Genomic DNA, 17,461 nt, shown 5'->3' with positions numbered 1-17,461 from the left:
TTTTTCCCATAGACGACGGGGGGCTACTTGTCGTCGTCGTCTTTGCCGCTCTCGCCGATGGGCTCCCACTCGGTGCGCGCGAGGGGCGTCGAGTCGGTGTAGATCGCCATCGGGGCCACGGCGCGCACGGCGTCGCGGATCTGGAGGGGGAGGCCGTCCACCACGAGGGGGCCGGGCGAAATGCCCACGATCTCGAGGGCCGTCTCGAGGAAGGTCTTCTCGATGGGCGGCTCTTCTTGGATGGGAGCATCGTCGGGCAAGTGGCCCGCCTTGCGCGCGTACTCGAGCGCGTGACGGAGCCCGCCCATCTCGTCGACGAGCTTCTTGTCGAGCGCCTGCTGGCCCGCCCACACGCGGCCCTGGCCGACGGCGTCGACCTCCGAGCGGGTCATCTTGCGGCCCTGCGACACGCGATCGAGGAACACGTCGTAGAACTGGTGCACCTTGCGATCGAGCTCTTTGCGCTCGTCGTCCGAGAAGGGGCGGAAGAACGACTCGGCGTCGGCGCGGGGCGTGACCTTACGCACCTCGACGTTCACCCCGAGCTTCGACAAGAGCTCGCTCACGTCGGCTTTGCCGTAGAAGATGCCGATCGAGCCCGTGAGGGTGAGCGGGAGCGCGTAGATCTTCGTCCCGGCCGAGGCCACGTAGTACCCGCCGCTCGCCGCGATCGTGCCCATCGACACGATGAGGGGCTTTTTCTGCGCCAAGAGGCGCAGCTCGCGCCACATCACGTCGGCCGCGAGCGACGAGCCGCCGGGCGTCTCGACGCGCAGGACCACCGCCTTCACCGTCGGGTCCTCGCGGAGCCTCTTGGCCGACTCGGCGATCGTGTAGCTCCCGCAGAGCTTCATGCCGATGAGCGGCACCTTGCTCGAGCGGCCGTCGACCATGTCGCCGTCGATGTAGAGGAGCCCCACCTTGCTGCGCTGGCCGAAGCGCATCGGCGCGACCACCTCGTCCTCGTACTTCGAGACCGAGACTTTGTGGCCGACGACGTCGCTCGTGACGCGGTCGAGCTCGTCGTCGAAGGCGAGGGTGTCGACGAACTTCGCGTCGCGCGCCTCGAGCGCCACGAACGGGCCCTTCTTGGTGCTCTCGCGGACGCTAGCCTCGGGTATGTTCCGGTAAAGAGACAGGTTTTTGACGAAGACCGCCTCGGTGTTGCGGAGCAAGTCTTCTTGGTCGGCGCGGGCCGTCTCGCTCGCGCCCTTGTTCATGAACTGCTCGGGCGCCGACTTGTGCGCGCCGATGCGCACGAACTCGGCCTTCACGCCGATCTTCTCGAGCAGGCCCGCGAGGTAGATGTGGGTCGACTTGAGGCCCGCGTAACGCACGCCACCCGCCGGGTTCAAGACGATGCGATCGGCGCTCGCGCAGGCGTAGAGCGCCTTGGGGCCTGCGTCCTCGAAGCTGCAGATGACCTTCTTTCCGCGGGCGCGGAGCACACGGAAGGCGTCGGCGAGCTCTTCGGCGTGCGCGAACGACGTGGCCGGCTCGTCACGGACGAGCAGCGTGACCGAGGCGATGTCGGAGCGCTCGGAGATCTTCCAGAGCTTGCGCAAGAGCCGCACGTGGTTGCGGGTGCCCGGCGTCGCCTCGAGGCGGATGGAGACGCCGTGCTCGCTTCGTGGAATGCCCGCGGGGCTCTCGAAGTCGGCCAGCGAGGCGGTGAGGTACTGCCCTGCGTCGGTGCTCTTTCCGAGGGCGTTGCCCACGATGGCGCCGCCGCCGAGCGACACGCCACGGAGCTGGAGCTCGAGGCCGATCGTGGCGAGGTACGACGGATCGCTCTGCGAGAGGTTGCCCACCTCGACGTCGCCTCGGGCGCGGCCGACCCCCGGGATGTCGACCCCCATGACCACGCGCGGGCGGGCCTGATCGGAGCCGTCGTAGTAGCGGACCTCGGCGCCCACCTCGAGCGCGCGCGTGCCCGTGGGCCGGAAGGCCACCGCGGCCATGTACTGACGATCGAGCACCGGGAGCCCGATACGCTCGGGTCCCGTGGGGACCGGCTGCGACGCGGGGCCGTTGAAATCGTGGGCGACGAGCGAGAAGCCGAGGCGCGGGCTCGGGCGGTACGAGATGCCCGCGGAGAGCGCCGTCATGCCGCCCACGTTGGGGTTCGGCGAGAACGACGACTGGAGGCTCACGCCGACCGAGACCGCCTTCGACACGTTGTAGCCGAGGCCCCAGGTGAGCCACACGTAGTCTTGCCCGTAGTAGGGCGCGCCCACCGTGCTCGGCGGAGAGATGTAATCTACACGGAACCCGCCGCCGAGCCCGAACACCAGCGGTGACGACAAGTTGAACGAGTGCCCACACGCGACCTTCTGCGTGTCGGTGCAGCGCACGCCGGTCCACCGGAGCTCTTTGCCCGTGAGGTGGCCGAGGTTCGCCGGGTTCAGCACGAGCGCTTCGCCCGAGTCTTCGCTCGCGGCGCTGCGGCCGGGGGAGAAGATGCGCTCGCCGCGCTGGGGGAACGGCTCGGCCGAGGCCTTGCCCGTCACGAGCAGCGACGCCATGGCGCCGAGGGCGGCGAGGACGGGCAACGACGACACGTTCGCGCGGAGACGCTTCACGATGGGGCTCCTTGTGGAGGGATGAGGGGCCTCGGGCGAGGCCGTGCGTGGCGGTTCGAGGGAGCGGCGCCGGCGCTCGAGGGGCATGCGCTCAGCCGAGCGTCGAGAGATCGCGGAGCGTCGCGGCCTCGGCGTCGAACGTCTTCTTGACGAGCTCGGAGTAGATGAGCTTCTCGGCCATGGATCCGACGAGCGACACGTTGAGCTCGAGTGTGCCTCGCACGGTGCGCTTCGTGCGACCGGCGTCGAGCGGCTCGAGCAGGTAGCTCCCGCTCGACGCGAAGAATTTCTGCCACTCGGGCTTCACCGAGGCCCGCACGCGCCAGGAGCCCGCGTGGCGGCGAATGTCGTACACGGTGGTCTCTTCCCAGGCGCACATCTCGGGCGTGACGTACTTCTGCGCGAAGGCGGGGATCTTCACGTTCGCGCGGAAGGCCCACACGCGTTCGAGGCGCGAGTCGTCGACGAAATGCGACTTTTGCTCGAGCGACTCGATGTGCGGCAGCTTCTGGGCGATCCCGGGGCCGAGCTCGGGAGAGAGGAACGCAAGCTCGACGGCGTCGAGGGGGATGTCAAGCTCGTGGGTTATCTCGAATTGCACCGAACGTTCCTCGCCGGCGAGGTTACACCATGCCCCGCGCGCGTGCGACTTCCTGGATCTCGGCGCGCCGACGGGCGAGCTCGTCGTGGTCTTTCACGGGCAAAAACCGGGAGCGCGCGCCCTCGCGAGGCACGACGACGTAGCCCGCGTCGAGGAACGCCGTGAGCTCTTGGAGGAGGCGCTCGAACTGGATGGCGACGCGCCCCTCGACCTTCTTCTCGACCGCGAAGTACGTCGACGGCATGTCGAGGCCGCGGAGGGCCTCGGCCGAGACGAGGAACGTGTTCGTGTTGAAGACGCGCACGCTGTCGCCCGAGAATCCCTCGGGGAGGCGGAACTCTTCGACGACTTGGAGCTTGCCCTGGGCGTGCACCGGGATACCTCCGCGGTCGCCCTTGGCCTTCTCGCAGACCTCGACCATGACGCGCTTCTGCGAGTCGAGGAAGCGGCCGAGGACCACCGGGTCGATCGACGCGCCGAGGTTGTCGAGGTTCGCGATCCACACGGTTTTTCCGCCGCGCGCGAGGAAATCATCGAGGAGCCGCGTGCGGCGGAGGGCGTCGACGAAGTCTCCGTGGCCGGTCGCGTAGACGCTCACGTCGCCGTCGTCCTCGCGGAAGAGCCGGCCCTCGGGCGTGAGGCGGAGCCCGAGATCTTGCATGAACACGGCGACGTGGTCGGGCGCGTCGCGCGCGGCGAGGGCCTCGCGGATGGCCTTGTCGGTGGCCTCGCTCGTCATGAGCCAGAGGGGAACGGGGGCCTTCGCGCGTTTGCCCGCGCTCGCGTTCTCGGCGAGGCGGAGGTCGAGGAAGGTCTTGCCGTCGAAGGCCTCGACGAGCGCCTTCACGACGCCGCCCATGCGCGTGGCCATGCCGCCCGCGAGCACGCAGAACGCGAGCTCGCCGCGGTCGATCGCGGCCTGACCGAGCGCGCGGAGGCGGTCGTGCTCGGGCGAGCCGGGCTCGGGCAGCGGGAGGAGCTCGCCGTCGCTCGGGGGGGTCACTTCGCCGGTGAGGCGGTTCTTGGCGAAGAGGGCCGCCTTGTCGGAGAGCGCGTGTGACAGGGCCACGAGGCGGTCGTCACGGAAACCAGCGGCCGAGAGGCGCGCGCGGAGCGCCGAAGGAAGGGCCGCGAGCTCGGCCTCGATGCTGTCGGGAGCGGTCATGAGGGCGAAGCATGGCGTGAATTCGCAGGCGATGGAAGCGATCGAAGCGCTCCGCACGGGGCCCCGCGCGATTTGGCCGGGCCGGAGGCGGGCGGAGGACCGGGCGGAGGGCTCGGAGGACCTCGTTCGGCGCAAACAGAGGGGCTCGCGCGCTGGGCGAGGTGGTCAATCGGGACGGCTCGCGTCGGGCGGGGACCCGTCGGGGCATGGGGAGCAGACCGACGAAGCGCGTGAGGTCACGGTGCAGGTCCACCGGGCCCCGTCGCACTGGCACTCGTAGTCGTCGTACGGGCCGATCTCGCTGCACGCGCAGACACGATGCGCGCCGACCGAGCACGACTCCTTGGCCGAGCAGGCCCCGCTTGGCAGCTCGTCGACGCGCCGACCCCCGGAGGACCGGACGAGCGGCAAGCTCGTGCACGTGGCGCCCTCTGCGGGAGGCGAGCTCGAACATGCCGCGAAGCCGAGGAGCACTAGGGCGGCGCTCGACACGAGCAAGGGGAGCTTCGTGGTGGAGCCACCGTGGCCGCGAAGACCACCGTCACGCGAGCCGCGGCAGAACGTTTTCATGCTTTCCCACATGATACGCCCCACTCCTGCTCGACTTCCGGCCATGACTTAATGAAGCATCGACACGCCCATGGTGCAACCATGGGGTGACGCTCGTCGTCCCCATGACGCGATGCCCTTTCGGCTCGGGCTCGCGTGCTGCCAGCACGCCCCGGGAAGCGCGACGCTACGGCACGCCAGGCACGCCCGCCGGAGGGGCCATGGACAGGAAGCTGATGATCTGGATCGAGGCGTCGGTCACCGCATGGAGCTCGCACGGCGTGCCTGGCAGGACGACGAGCTGCGACATCTCCCGCATGGGAAAGGTCCCGGAAGGGAGCGAAGCACGAACGCTCCCGCGGATCGCTAGGACCACGAACACGTGGTGCGGCCATTTCGCCGTCCACACGGGTATGCGCTCATCCGCTGCCAGGCTGAGGACCTGACCGCGGAGATCCGAGTGCATCCCCTCTGCGAACACGTGGAACGAGGGTTGGTCGGCTCGAGCCGCGGCGACGGCGTCGAGCTGCGTAAACCACGTGTCGATTTCCGCCATGCGATGCTGCCCAACCTACCCGCGCACGTCGCGAGCGCCAACGGCTCTCGATCCACGGGAATCTCGAGAGGACCCGAAGTCCCTGTTTCAGACGACCCGGACCTCAGGCGCGCGCACCGCGGGCGCACGCTGCGGCGCGCTGGGCACGTGTGTCTCGCCTTGGCGCCACGCGCGGAAGAGCGCGAGGGACTGGGCCGCGGAGGGGAGCCCCATTCCCGGGACGGGCTCGGCAGCGCCGAGAGAGGCTTCGAGCTCGCGGAGCGCCGCGTCCTTGGCGGCATCCACACGACGGAGCGCGTCGGCGGAGAGGCCGGCTCGCGCCCACACGTCGATTCGTGCCGAGAGCGACGCGTGGCGGAGCTCGTCGGTCGTGAGAGCCGAGAAGAAGGCACGAAGGTCGGCCGTGGGCGCGGAGACCGACTGCCACATTCCGATGAGCACTCCGAACGTCTCACGCACGCACCCCTCGACGGCGTTCTCGGTCGCGAGGGCTTCGAGAGAGCGCGGGGGAGCGCTCGGCGGCTCCGGGGCCACGACGCGCGCGCCGTACCGCGTGGCGAGGTTCGTGGCCAGTTGCGCGTGACGAGCCTCGTCACGTTTTGCCTCGCGGCAGCCACGGACGAGGCTCTCAGGAGCGTTCAAGAGACCGAGATCGCGCTCGAGCAGGGCGAACGCATCGACCGAAGCTGCTTCGAAAAAGGCCATTCGGGCGAGGCAGCTCGCGACGTCTCTGCCGGCGGGGGCCGCGCCATCGGCGAGCTCGTGGTACCTGCGCCCGTCGACCGCGCACGGGTAGGGCTCGCACTTCACCAATCCCCCGTTGTTCGTGCACGAGCTCACACGCGCGCCGCAGAGATCACTGCAAAGATCCGAGCTCCCGACACCGCCGTCGCCGAAGCCGCAGGTGGTCAGATCTCCCGTCAACGCGACGAAGTACGGGGGGGGCTGGCGGACCCCCTGGCACGCGCCTTGTGCGGCATCGGGTGGGGCGACGACGCGGCACGGGCCGGAGGAAGAGCCGTCGGCTCCCGCGTCGCCTTCGGCTGTCCCCGTGGAGCTGCACGCGACCACGAGCGCGAGCGGGAGCGGCGCGGCGAGAGCCCCCGCGAGGATGCGACGAAAGACTCGACGAAGGGAGGCGGCGTGCAGGGGATTCGACATGTGCGCCGCGTGAGCATATCCCGCGCCACCGCTTTCGAGACGTAACCGCGCGGCACTTTCTTGCGATCCCGGCGCGCTTCCGTGTGGCCGCGCGATCTCAGGATGGCGCAGGGTGGCACGGCAGGATACGCACGAGCGTGCGTGTACCGACGGCTCGCGTGCCAGCACGGTTCGCCTCGCCAACGCCGAGCCGGCCCATCGAATCGGCCACGATATCGACCGGGGTGACCGCGCCCGCCCTCACGAGCATGCGCGACGAACCGAGCCGCGCCTTCGTGCGCCGAGATCGGTTGCCGAGCGCTGGTCAGGTCTCGACGCGTACCACCGCCACGCCCACGTACACGCCGCCGCTCTTGGCCAGCGTGAGCACGAGCTTGGTCGCGTGGTCGTCGGCGCAGAGCTGCACGCCCACGATGGGGCCGAGCGACTCGAGCTTGGCGATGGCCGTGCCGATCGCCTTCTGGTCGGACTCCTCGATGTACTCCGAAAGGCGACCGAGCTCGTAGTCGCCGAGCCGAGTAAGGAGGGCGAGGGCCGACCGCTCCCCTTCGCCCGAGCCTGCGCGGACCACCTCGAGCTTGGGGTTGTCGTAGCCACCGACGGAGAAGCGCGCGTCACGCGTCACACCGAGCGCCGCGAAGAACGCGTCGCTGTCCGGGTCCACGCCCGAGAGCACGCACGGGTAGTAGTCGCAGTCGGTGTCGCTCGAGTGTACGACGCCCTCGAGCGCGGCGGCGACGGCGCGGGCATTTTCGATGGGCGCCGCGTTTTCCGCATCGCGGAGGTCGAAGTACTTGCCGATCGACTCGAAAGCCTCGGGCAGCGCGTCGACGAGCTCGTTGCGGTGGTCGGGGAGGAATGCGAGGGTCGGGAGCGACATGCCTTGAAGTACGCCGACGCGCCTCGCGCCTTCCCCGGCGCCAGGCGGAAGATCCGACCCGACGGGGACGGGGACGGGGACGGGGACGGGGACGGGGACGGCGGCGACCGCGGTGGTGGGGGAGATCGGGCGGGGGAGTCCGCGGGGAGATCCGACCGACGTTCGCGCCAAGTCCGCGGGGGGAGATCTGACCGACGTTCGCGCCAAGTCCGCGAAAGGACGCGAAGGCCTGGCCCGGGCCACCCCGAAATGTGGCCTGGCCATCATCTCCGCGGCACGAAACCCAGCAATTTCAGCCACTTCGTGTTGGCCCACAAAGTGAAATGGGCCGGGGCATGTCGAACCCTCGCCGCATCGTCCCGGGCACTACCTACCTCGTCACGCGCAGGACCACCCGCCGCTACTTCCTCCTCACCCCCGACAAGCGGCGAATTCTGCTCGCCTTCTACTGGTACGCGACGGCCGTGCTCGCCGCGGAATTCGGCATCGAAATCCACGCCGTGCAGATGCTCTCGAACCACCTTCACGAGGTGCTCACGGACACGCGCGGCCGGCTCCCCGACTTTCTTTCGCAGCGAAATCGCCTGCTCGCGAACGCCATCAAGGTGCTGCGTGGGTGGCCCGAGGAGGTCTTTTCACGTGAGGGCGCGAGCATCGTCGCGCTCTACGGCGAAGAGGCGGTGCTGCAGAAGATTGGGTACACGCTCGCGAACGTGGTCGAGGCGGGGCTCGCCGCGAGCCCCGAGGATTGGCCGGGTGTCACGCTTGCGGCGACGGACATCGGCACGCGCACGATTCGTGTCGCGCGTCCCGAGCTGTACCTCGACGCGGAGAACACGCGCTGGCCTGCAGCGGCCGAGATCTCCATCACGGTTCCCCCTGCGCTCGAGGCGAGCTCGGGCCACGAGGGGGCGCGGGCGCGCATCGTGTCCGCGGTGAACGCGGCGGTGGAGAAGGCGCGCATCGTGGCCCGCAAGGCGGGGAAGTTCGTTCGCTCGCTCGCGTGGATCTTCGCGGTGCCCCACACGACGCGCGCGTCGTCGTTCGAGAAGGTGGGGGCGCGGAATCCGAGCTTCGCGGCGGGTGGGAACGTCGAGATGGCGGCGCGGGCGCTGAAGGAGCGCGCGGCGTTTCTGGGGGCGTACCGGGAGGCGTTTCGAGCGATGAGGAATGCCGTGCGGGATGTGTTCTTCCCAGCGGGGACGTGGCGACTTGTCCGCGAGCTGGGGGTGAATGTGATTTCAACCACTTAGCGCCAACGTCGGTCGGATCTGGCTGGCCATCTGGTCGTCGGTCGGATCTGGCCATCTGGTCGGATCTGGCCATCTGGCCATGGATCTGGCCACTTCCCCGGGTCGGATCTGGCGATGGCGTCGAGGTGGTGCCCGCCGAACCCAGGAGAGGTACGAGACGTTCCTTCGGCCCGATCGGCCTCACCATGAAAATTCCCGAGGAAACCGCATGGAACGAGGGTTGCGAGAGGTGTCGCCATGAGCACGCTCCGCCCCCTCGCCGCCCTGCTCGTCGTGCCCTTCGTCGCCCTCGCGTGCTCGGCCGAGGTCCCTCCCGAGGAGGCCGACCCAGGAGCAGAGGGGGACGATTCGGGCGAGTCGGCCGAGGCCCTCACTGGCGCGCAGGCTTGTTCTCTCGTGGCGGGCGCGTCGGCAGGGCTCGCGGTGGTCGCCTCGCAGGCGTTCGTAGGGACCACGACCTGCGCGGGCGCGCTCGCCGTCACGGGCGCGGGAGAGCTCGTATGCGTGGTCCCCGCCGGAGCGACGGCCCTCACCGCGATCGCGGCCGTGCTCACCGGGTCGGCTTCCTACCTGCTTTGCTCCGCCTCCACCTCCGGCTCGCAGCGCATCCCGCTCGCGTCCACGGGCTCGTCGACGTGCTCGACCGTGAGCGCGACCACCTCGCCGCGGTTCTGTTCGAATCTCTACCGCCGCTACAAGAACGCGTGCGGCTCGCTCGACCTCCGGAACCCGAACGCGTCGGAGACCTCGTGCGCCCCGGTGAGCCTCGCCACGGCACGCGACCAGTCCACGTGCACGACGCTCCAGACCCGCATCGAACGCAACGCGCAGTGCCTCCACGGCCGGCGCATCATGCAGGACTTCATCCGCCGCGGCATCTGCCAACCCGATCCCACGGATCCGAGCGGGACGAACCACGAGCCCCCGATCCGCGTCGCCAACAACCTACTCGCCGAGTGCAAGTCGAAGATGAAGAGCCTCTCGAACCTCTGCGGGAAAGACCCGGAGGAGCTGCAGCGGAGCTCCATCCGGCGCTTCAACCAGGCCATCTACACCTGCAAGTGACGACGACGCCGGTCTACGGCATGACACCGAGCGCGAACGGCGCGTTCAAAAGATCCTTGTCGACGTCCATCGAGAAGAGCCCCACGTCCGCGAGCTTGCCCTGGGCGTCGAAGCGGAGCGTACGAATCCCCGACACCTCGACCACGTAGACGAAGCCCTTGAGCGCGCCGTTCTTCATGACCTGGGGACGCGTGGGGAGCTCGACCTTCTTGGAGGCCGAGATCTTGGTGCCGAGTGTAAGCGGCGCGGGGGCGTCCGGGGCGTAGGTGACCGGCACGTACGCGTCGAACGTGTCGCTCTGCACGAGCATCATCGCGTTGCCGAACGGCGAGACCACGAACGCCTCGGGCGCGTCCACGGTGAGGCGCTGCTTCGTCGTGAACGTGCCGACGTCGACCACGGCCAGGCGATTGCCGACCTCGTACCCCGTGTCGGTCACGACGACGTACTTGCCGTCGGGGGTCGCGGCGAGGCTCGAGGCCACGCTCTTGCCATCGCCGAAGACGGACAGGCTCGCCGTGGCCTTCGCGTCACCGGGCGCGGCGGGAAGCTCGAAAGCGTGCAAGTCCTCGGATTTGCCAAGAATTCCGCCGGCGTACACGCCCTTCGTGCCGGAGAGGAGCGCGACCTGCGACGCCTTCTCCGAGGCGAGCACCTTGCCCACGAGCGAGAGCGTGCCGTCGCACGCGATGCGCACCTCGTAGATGCCGCCGCCGTTCTTGTCGACGTTCGAGTCGAGCACGAAGGCGCGCGAGCCGGTCTCGTCGATGATCACACGATCCGCGTAGAGCTTCCCGTCGGGCGCGAAGCTCGCCGTGACGACCCTCGGGTTCCCCTGCGCGTCGAACACGATCGACGCGAGGCCCGCCTTTTCGCCCATGGGCACGATGGCCACGGCGCCGTCGGGGGTGAACGACGGAATGCCCTGCGTGGGGCCCGCCATCTCGAGCACCTTGCCGGGGCGGGAGAGCGCGCCGTCGGCCGACACGTCGAGGACCTCGAGCGTCTTCGCGCGCGTGCCGTACGCGCCGTTCGCCTCTTTCGAGCGTGGCCTCGTCACCAGCATTTTTCGAGGCCCATCGGCGCGCGGGGCCGCGTGGCAGGTCACGATCCCGAGGCCACCGTCGGGCGAGAGGGGCGCGCCGTCGGGGGCCACTCCGGCCTCAGCCGAGGGCGAGGTGCCATTGCCACCGTCGGCCGTGGGGTCGGGCACCGCGCCCGAGTCTCCGCCACACGCGCCGACCAGGCGAGCCACGAGGACGACGGGGACGAAGACCGAGAGGGCCGCGGCGAGGGTGCGCATCGGCCCGGATTTCCACGAAATGGGCCGATTTGCAAACCCCATCGGCCGCGCGTCAGCGTGCCCTCGTGACGGCGGCGCAAGCAGAGGGGAATGGGACCAAAGCGCGCGGCGTCAACCAACCGAGTCAAGCCGAGAGACCCGCGAGAAATCGACGATCCGGACGTGCACGTCCTGGAGCGCCGCAGATTGACCGAGTGCTTAATTCGTGATCCTCTTCGCGAATGCCTCGGTTCGCGCGTCCGTCGTTGCCCGTGCCCTTCGTTTTCCTCGTCGTGCTCGCGCTCGCGCTCTCGGCGTGCGGTGGGTGCAGCGACGATACGGTTCCGCTCGGGGGCTCGCCGGATGGTGGGGAAGGGGTGCCGCCGGCGTCGGAGGGCGGGCCGTGGGTCGATCCCTGCGCGGCGCCGCCGATCGACGGTACGGCGGGCGTGGCGTTCGCGGAGGCGGTGCGGTTCCTGACGGAGGGCGCCTGTCCGCGGCAAACGGGTGTCGACAAGGCATACCTCGACGCGACTCGTGTCTCCGTGGTGCGCGGGCGTGTCCTCGACGAAGCCGGCAAGGCCATCGCCGGGGCGAAGGTGCGCGCACCCGGCGAGCCCAAGCTCGGAGAGACCAAGACGGACGGCGAGGGGCGGTTCGACTTCGTCGTGCTCGGCGGCGCAACGACGCGCCTTCGTTTCCAGACCGAGGGCAAGCTTGTCGCCCACAGGTCCGCTTCCCCCCGCGCGAACCGATTCGTGGCCCTCGACGACGTGACGCTCGTCGCCCCCTCTGCCAAGGCGACACCGCTCACCCTTGGCGCGAGCGCCTGGCAGGTAGCCGCCGGGGAGACGTCGCGGGACGAGAGCGACCCTCGTACGGCGATCGTGCTCGTGCCTCCCGGCACACGGGCCGAGGTCACGAAACCGAATGGCGACAAGGCACCGCTCGAGCGCGCCACCCTGCGAATCACCGAGTACACACGCGGTCGCTCCGGCCCGTCTGCGATGCCCGGGGAGCTGCCCCCGGCGAGCGCCTACACCTACGCGTCGGCGTTCGCCTTCGACGAGGCGGGGCTCGATACGAGGGTGACGTTCAGTGCACCCGTGATCACGTACGTCGACAACTTCCTCCGCATGAAGGTCGGTGCGCCCGTGCCGGCCGGCGTGCTCGAAGACGGCGATGCCGGCTGGAAGGCCGAAGCTTCGGGGCGCGTGGTGACGGTGCTCCCGGGGCCGGCGCTCGATACGGACGGCGATGGCCAGGCCGACGGTGCCGAAGCGCTCGCGGCCGCAGGGATCACGTCGGGTGAGCTCGCAGAGCTCGCGAAGGCCGGCATTTCTACGGGGAAGAGCTACCTCCGCGTGCCGATGGCGCACTTCTCGGCGTGGGACCTCAACTGGGCCTTCGGCCCACCGCTCGACTCCATTTTCCCGCCCGACGGCGACGGCAAGGGCGGCCCGGGCATTCCCTGTTTTGGCTCGGGCGGCTCTTGGTTCGAGTGCGAAAGGCGCACGCTCGCCGAGGATTTGCCCCTCGTCGGTACGGGCGTCTACCTCCACTACCACTCCGACCGCATGCCCGGGCGGAAGGACGCTCGTACCGTCACCGTGCCCGTTACGGGAGCCGTGGTTCCGCCTTCGGCAAAGCGCGCGGAGGTGACCGTGACCGTGCTCGGCGTGACCGAGACGAAGACGTACGCGCCGCTCACACCGAATCTCACGCACACCTTCACGTGGAATGGCAAAGACGCCTACGGGCGCGATTGGCCTGGCCAGACCGTCGCCGAAGTGCGCGTGGGCCTCGTTTACGACGGGGTCTACCAGAACGTTCGCACGTTCGGCGCCTACGGTGACGGCGAAGCCGTGACAGGCGACAAGACGCGACAAGAGGTGGGCCTGCGGCGCGGGTACGAAGTGCCCGTGGGGGCACGCGATCAGACCTCCCTCGGCCTCGGGGGATGGTCGCTGTCCGAGCATCACCTGGACGACCCGGCGGGCCGAGTTCTCTACCGCGTTGAGGGTGTTACCCGGTATGCCACCGAGCTGGGCGCCACGTTGCGCATCGTGGCGGGGAGTGGGCGCTTCGGCGGCGCGGGCGACGGCGGTCAGGCGACCCAAGCCGATCTTGCCTCACCGGATGGCGTCGCGGTCGACGCCAAAGGCACGATCTACGTGTCGGAGAGCCTCGGACATCGTGTTCGAAAGATCGAAAACGGGGTCATTTCCACGTTCGCAGGCACGGGAACGCAGGGCCACACGGGAGATGGCGGGCCCGCGACCCAGGCCAACATCGACACCCCTCGCTCGGTGACCGTGCTGCGTGATGGTCGGGTGTGCTTCGCAGAGCAATACTCCGACTCCGTCCGTTGTGTCGGACGTGACGGCACGGTACGCACCATCGCTGGCGGGGGAGCAAAGCCCGTCACGGCCGATCCGATCCTAGCGACCGAGGCGACGGTGTCGCGCCCGACGGCGCTCGCCGAGGGGCCCGACGGGAGCCTCTACGTCACGATGGAGGCCACGAGCTCCGTCGCGCGCATCGACCCGAGTGGGCGCATCGAGCTCGCCGTCGGCGGCGGCTCCGAGGCCGGGGAGTCGGTCCCCGCGCGTCGCGCGTCGCTGCTCGTCCCGCGCGGGCTCGCGGTCGGGCCCGACGGTGCTCTCTTCATCGCCGAACAAGGGCGAAATCGGGTCCGGCGCGTCGATCCGTCCGGTCTCGTGACCACGCTCGCCGGATCGGGAGACGCCGGGAGCGCAGGTGACGGGGGCCCGGCCGCGAGCGCGACGTTCCGAGGTCCGACGGCCCTCGCCGTCGACCCGGATGGAGTCGTTTACGTATCGGACCAGGGGAATCTTCGCATTCGGCGGATCGACCGGGGGCGCGTGCAGGCCTACGCCGGGGGCGGTGATCGTCCTTCGCTCGAGGGCTCGGGCGGGCGGCTCCTCGCGCTCTCGACGCGGACACTCGCGCTCGCGAGCGACGGCACCCTCGTGGCCACCGAAGAGTCGCAGAACCGTGTCGTGACGCTGAAATCCCCATTTCCAGGCACGACCTCGGGGGAGACGCTCCTTCCGGACGAGTCGGGCTCTCAGGTGTACGTCTTCGACGCCCGAGGCCGTCACCTTCGCACGCTCGACGCGCTCACCACCACGCCGATCCTGACGTTCTCCTACGACGCCGAGGGTCGCCTGGTGAAGCTCGAGGATCGCCACCAGAACGTGCTCGCGATCACCCGTGACGGAGCAGGGCGAGCCACCCGAATCGTCGCCCCGTTCGGACAGGTGACGACCCTCGGGTACGACGCCCAGGGGCTCCTCGGCACGGTGACGGACGGTCTCGGTCGCAAAGAGCAGCTCGAGTACGCCCCGGGAGGCTTGCTGACGAAGCGCGTCGACATGGGGGGCGGCGTGCACACCATGTCGTACGACGGCGACGGCAAGCTCGTGACCGACGCCGACGCCGAGAGCCGCCGCTTCTCGTTCGCCCAAAGCACCGTGCCCGAGGGCACGAAGGTCGACGTGACCACGGGCCTATCGCGTCGCGAATCGCACGTGTTTCGAGCCGGGGCCGGCATCGACGAGGTGCGGAGCCTCTTCGACCGTGATGGCACGCGGTTCGATTGGACGACGAAGAAGACGGGCGAGACCCGGGCCAAGCTTGCCGATGGCACCGAGGTCGAGGTCGTGCCGGAGGCCGACCCGCGCCTCGGCATGCTCGCCCCCTATGCCGCACGCCACGTGGTGAGGTTCCCGAGCGGGCTCACGCGCACGGTGGAGAGCACATGGAGCGCGAACGTCGACGCGGCGGGCGCCATCGTCACCCTGTCCGGCGAGCGCCGCACGGCCGACGGCGTCACGCGCACGGTGTACGACGGCCCGAGCCGCACCTGGACCACGACGTCGCCTGCGGGCCGCACGTTCACGGCCATCGTCGATACCGAAGGGCGCCTCGTGCGCTCGCAGCTCCCCGGCTTCCCTGCGACCGATCGTGTGTACGATGCACGCAGCAGGCTCGCCTCGGCGACGACGGGGGCGCGCCGTACGACGTTGGGGTACGGGCCCGCGGGCGCACTCGCGAGCGTGGAGGACCCCGTCGGTCGGCGGGTGGGAATCGAGCGTGACGGAGCGCTCCGCGCGATCGGGCTCGTGCACACCGATGGCGCGAAGAGCGCGTACGCGTGGAGCGCGATGGACGACCTCACTCAGGTCACGCCACCCGGAAAGGGGGCGCACGCGCTCACCTACGGCAAAGACGGGCAGCTCGCCACGTACGTTGCCCCGGGCGCGAGCCCGATCGCGGTGGGGTACGACGGAGATCGCGACCTCACCAAAGTCACCTACGAGGACGGCACGGCGACGGACATCGTGCGCGACGGCGCAGGCAGGCCGTCGCGGCTCGTCTACGCGGGCGGTGAGGTGTCGTTCGCGTACGACGGTGCGAGTGGCCAGCTCCGCACGCTCACGACGAGCGGTGGGCAGGGGCTCGCGTTCGGGTGGGACGGCGCGCTCCTGCGCGACGTGACGGCGAGCGGCGTCGCTCCCGGGGTGGTTTCGTCCACGTACGACACCATGCTGCGAAGGGCGACGGAGAGCGCATCGGGCAACGTGGTGTCGTTCGGGTACGACGCGGACGGGATCCTCGTGCGAGCGGGCTCGATGTTCCTCACGCGAGAGCCGGCGAGCGGCCGCCTCGCGAGCCTGAGCGTTGGCCTCGCGGGGGAGACCTTCGGGTACACGGCGTACGGCGAGCTCGCGAGCTACCAGGCGCGGAGCGCGAGCGGGGTGCTGCTCGACATGGCGCTCGCGTACGACGCGCTCGGCCGCCTCGAGGAGAAGCGCGAGAACGGCGTGACGTACGGCTACGCCTACGACGCCCGCGGTCGCCTCTCGCGCGTGACGCGAAACGGAACGACGACGCATGCCTACACGTACGACGGAAACGGAAACCGCACCGACAGCGGCGTCACGACGGACGGGCGTGACCGCGTGGTGTCGAAGACGGGTGCAAGTTACACGTACACGGGCAAGGGGGAGCGAGCGACGAAGGCGGAGGGCGCGAGCCTGACGCGGTACGGGTACGACGGGCGCGGGCACTTGGCGAGCGTGGAGCTGCCGAGCGGGATCCGCGTGGAGTACGAGCTGGACGCGTACGGGCGGCGCGTGGCGAAGCGTCGGAGCGGGACGGTCGAGAACCGCTATTTGTACCGAAACGCGCTGCAGCCCGCGGCGGAGGTGGACGCTTCGGGGAACGTGGTCACGAGGTACGTGTACGCGCGCGGGGAGCTCGGGCCGGACCTGATGGAGCGCGGTGGCGCGACGTACGCGCTCCTGAAGGACGAGCGCGGGAGCGTGCGGTTCGTCGTGGACGTGTTCAGCGGCGTGGTGGCGCAAGCGCTGGAATACGACCCGTTCGGCAAGGTCACGAGCGACACGAGCCCCGGGTTCCAGCCGTTCGGGTTCGTGGGCGGCATGCACGACCCCGACACGGGCCTCCTGCACCTCGGGGCACGCGAGTACGACCCGGAGACCGGAGCGTTCACGAGGCGCGACCCGAGCGGCCTCGAGGGAGGCGAGAACCAGTACGCGTACGCCGGAGGAGACCCGGTCAACTACTGGGATCCGGACGGAAATTTCGTCGCGGCGGTGGTTGTGGGAGCGGCGGCGGGGGCCGCGATCGGTGGGGCCGAGGGAGCGGTCTTCGGCGCAGCCGACGAGGTCCTGGACCAGGCCTTCGACCCCGGGAGAACGGGGTTCGATTGTGGTGCCATACGCGCTGCGGCGAAACGCGGCGCCGCAGCCGGAGCCGCGGCGGGCGCGGTCGCGGGGGGAATCGGGGCGGCGGTAAGGGGGAGCAAGCGCTCCTTCTCGAAGGCTGATCGCGCGGCGGGATTGGAGAAGGCGAAGGACGCGCACGGAGCTCCGCGATGTGAATACTGTGGGCAGGAAATCGACCCGACGGCGGGAAGGCCGAACTCCTACGAGGCCGACCACCGGGACCCCTACTCAAGGGGTGGCCCAACGACGCCCGATAACCTCGCCGCGTCTTGCCGCACATGCAACCGCGCCAAGGGCGCCAAGACCCCGGAGGAGTGGAACCGATGAGCAGGGAAGTTCTGGCGTTCGTGTGCTCGCACGTGTTCGAAAAGGGGAGTTCTGTGCTGTTCGTTTCTCGTGCCGACGGGGACTGGCAACTGATCTGTGGAGGTGCGCATGAGGAGGGAGAAGTCCCGCGCGTTGTCGGCATCAACCACCTCTTGGATGATGACCCCAGCCTTCGCGAAATTCTGGATCTTCCCACGGACTGGGAAGCCGAACGCCCGGCCCACGGAAAGGCTTGGAAACGTCGACCAGTCGCATGGGTGTAG

11 protein-coding genes are annotated in these 17,461 nt (G+C 69.4%); 3 read left to right on the top strand and 8 right to left on the bottom strand.

Annotated elements, in window-relative coordinates; all coding sequences use genetic code 11:
- Window positions 1–23 precede the first annotated feature (23 nt).
- From sppA to IPK71_12060, 7 genes are all read right to left on the bottom strand, one after another.
- The gene (gene sppA, locus IPK71_12090) at window positions 24–2,582 is read right to left on the bottom strand and encodes a signal peptide peptidase SppA (protein ID MBK8214473.1); all 2,559 of its coding nucleotides are present in this window, start codon (window positions 2,580–2,582) and stop codon (window positions 24–26) included.
- Window positions 2,583–2,673: 91 nt separating this feature from the next.
- Complete coding sequence (locus IPK71_12085) at window positions 2,674–3,183, bottom strand: DUF2505 family protein (protein ID MBK8214472.1); 510 nt, start codon at window positions 3,181–3,183, stop codon at window positions 2,674–2,676.
- Between the two features lie 22 nt (window positions 3,184–3,205).
- Window positions 3,206–4,348 (bottom strand): UTP--glucose-1-phosphate uridylyltransferase, encoded by a 1,143-nt coding sequence (locus IPK71_12080; protein MBK8214471.1) that lies wholly within the window; start codon window positions 4,346–4,348, stop codon window positions 3,206–3,208.
- A 165-nt stretch (window positions 4,349–4,513) separates the two neighbouring features.
- Window positions 4,514–4,918, bottom strand: a complete 405-nt coding sequence (locus tag IPK71_12075; GenBank protein MBK8214470.1) for a hypothetical protein — start codon at window positions 4,916–4,918, stop codon at window positions 4,514–4,516.
- A 166-nt stretch (window positions 4,919–5,084) separates the two neighbouring features.
- Entirely contained in the window at window positions 5,085–5,453 is a 369-nt protein-coding gene (locus tag IPK71_12070; GenBank protein MBK8214469.1) for a hypothetical protein, read from the bottom strand.
- Window positions 5,454–5,540: 87 nt separating this feature from the next.
- Entirely contained in the window at window positions 5,541–6,614 is a 1,074-nt protein-coding gene (locus tag IPK71_12065; protein MBK8214468.1) for a hypothetical protein, read from the bottom strand.
- Between the two features lie 304 nt (window positions 6,615–6,918).
- Window positions 6,919–7,494, bottom strand: a complete 576-nt coding sequence (locus IPK71_12060) for a hypothetical protein (protein MBK8214467.1) — start codon at window positions 7,492–7,494, stop codon at window positions 6,919–6,921.
- Window positions 7,495–7,829: 335 nt separating this feature from the next.
- Here IPK71_12060 and IPK71_12055 point away from each other — a divergent pair, with 335 nt between their 5' ends.
- Window positions 7,830–8,747: a transposase gene (locus tag IPK71_12055; protein ID MBK8214466.1), complete on the top strand. Its 918-nt coding sequence runs from the start codon at window positions 7,830–7,832 to the stop codon at window positions 8,745–8,747.
- 237 nt (window positions 8,748–8,984) lie between these two features.
- On the top strand, window positions 8,985–9,812 hold the full coding sequence (locus tag IPK71_12050) for a hypothetical protein (GenBank protein ID MBK8214465.1): 828 nt from the start codon (window positions 8,985–8,987) through the stop codon (window positions 9,810–9,812).
- A 13-nt stretch (window positions 9,813–9,825) separates the two neighbouring features.
- Here IPK71_12050 and IPK71_12045 read toward each other — a convergent pair whose 3' ends face one another.
- Window positions 9,826–11,115, bottom strand: a complete 1,290-nt coding sequence (locus IPK71_12045; protein ID MBK8214464.1) for a hypothetical protein — start codon at window positions 11,113–11,115, stop codon at window positions 9,826–9,828.
- 221 nt (window positions 11,116–11,336) lie between these two features.
- Between IPK71_12045 and IPK71_12040 the strand changes: the two genes are divergently transcribed.
- Window positions 11,337–17,198 carry an HNH endonuclease gene (locus tag IPK71_12040; GenBank protein ID MBK8214463.1) on the top strand — a complete coding sequence of 1,954 codons (5,862 nt, stop codon included), beginning with the start codon at window positions 11,337–11,339 and terminating at the stop codon, window positions 17,196–17,198.
- The last annotated feature ends 263 nt before the right edge of the window (window positions 17,199–17,461 follow it).

It is taken from the genome of Myxococcales bacterium (genome assembly GCA_016712525.1).
Taxonomy (GTDB): domain Bacteria; phylum Myxococcota_A; class Polyangia; order Polyangiales; family Polyangiaceae; genus JAAFHV01.
This window is presented reverse-complemented; position numbering and strand designations above follow the sequence as displayed.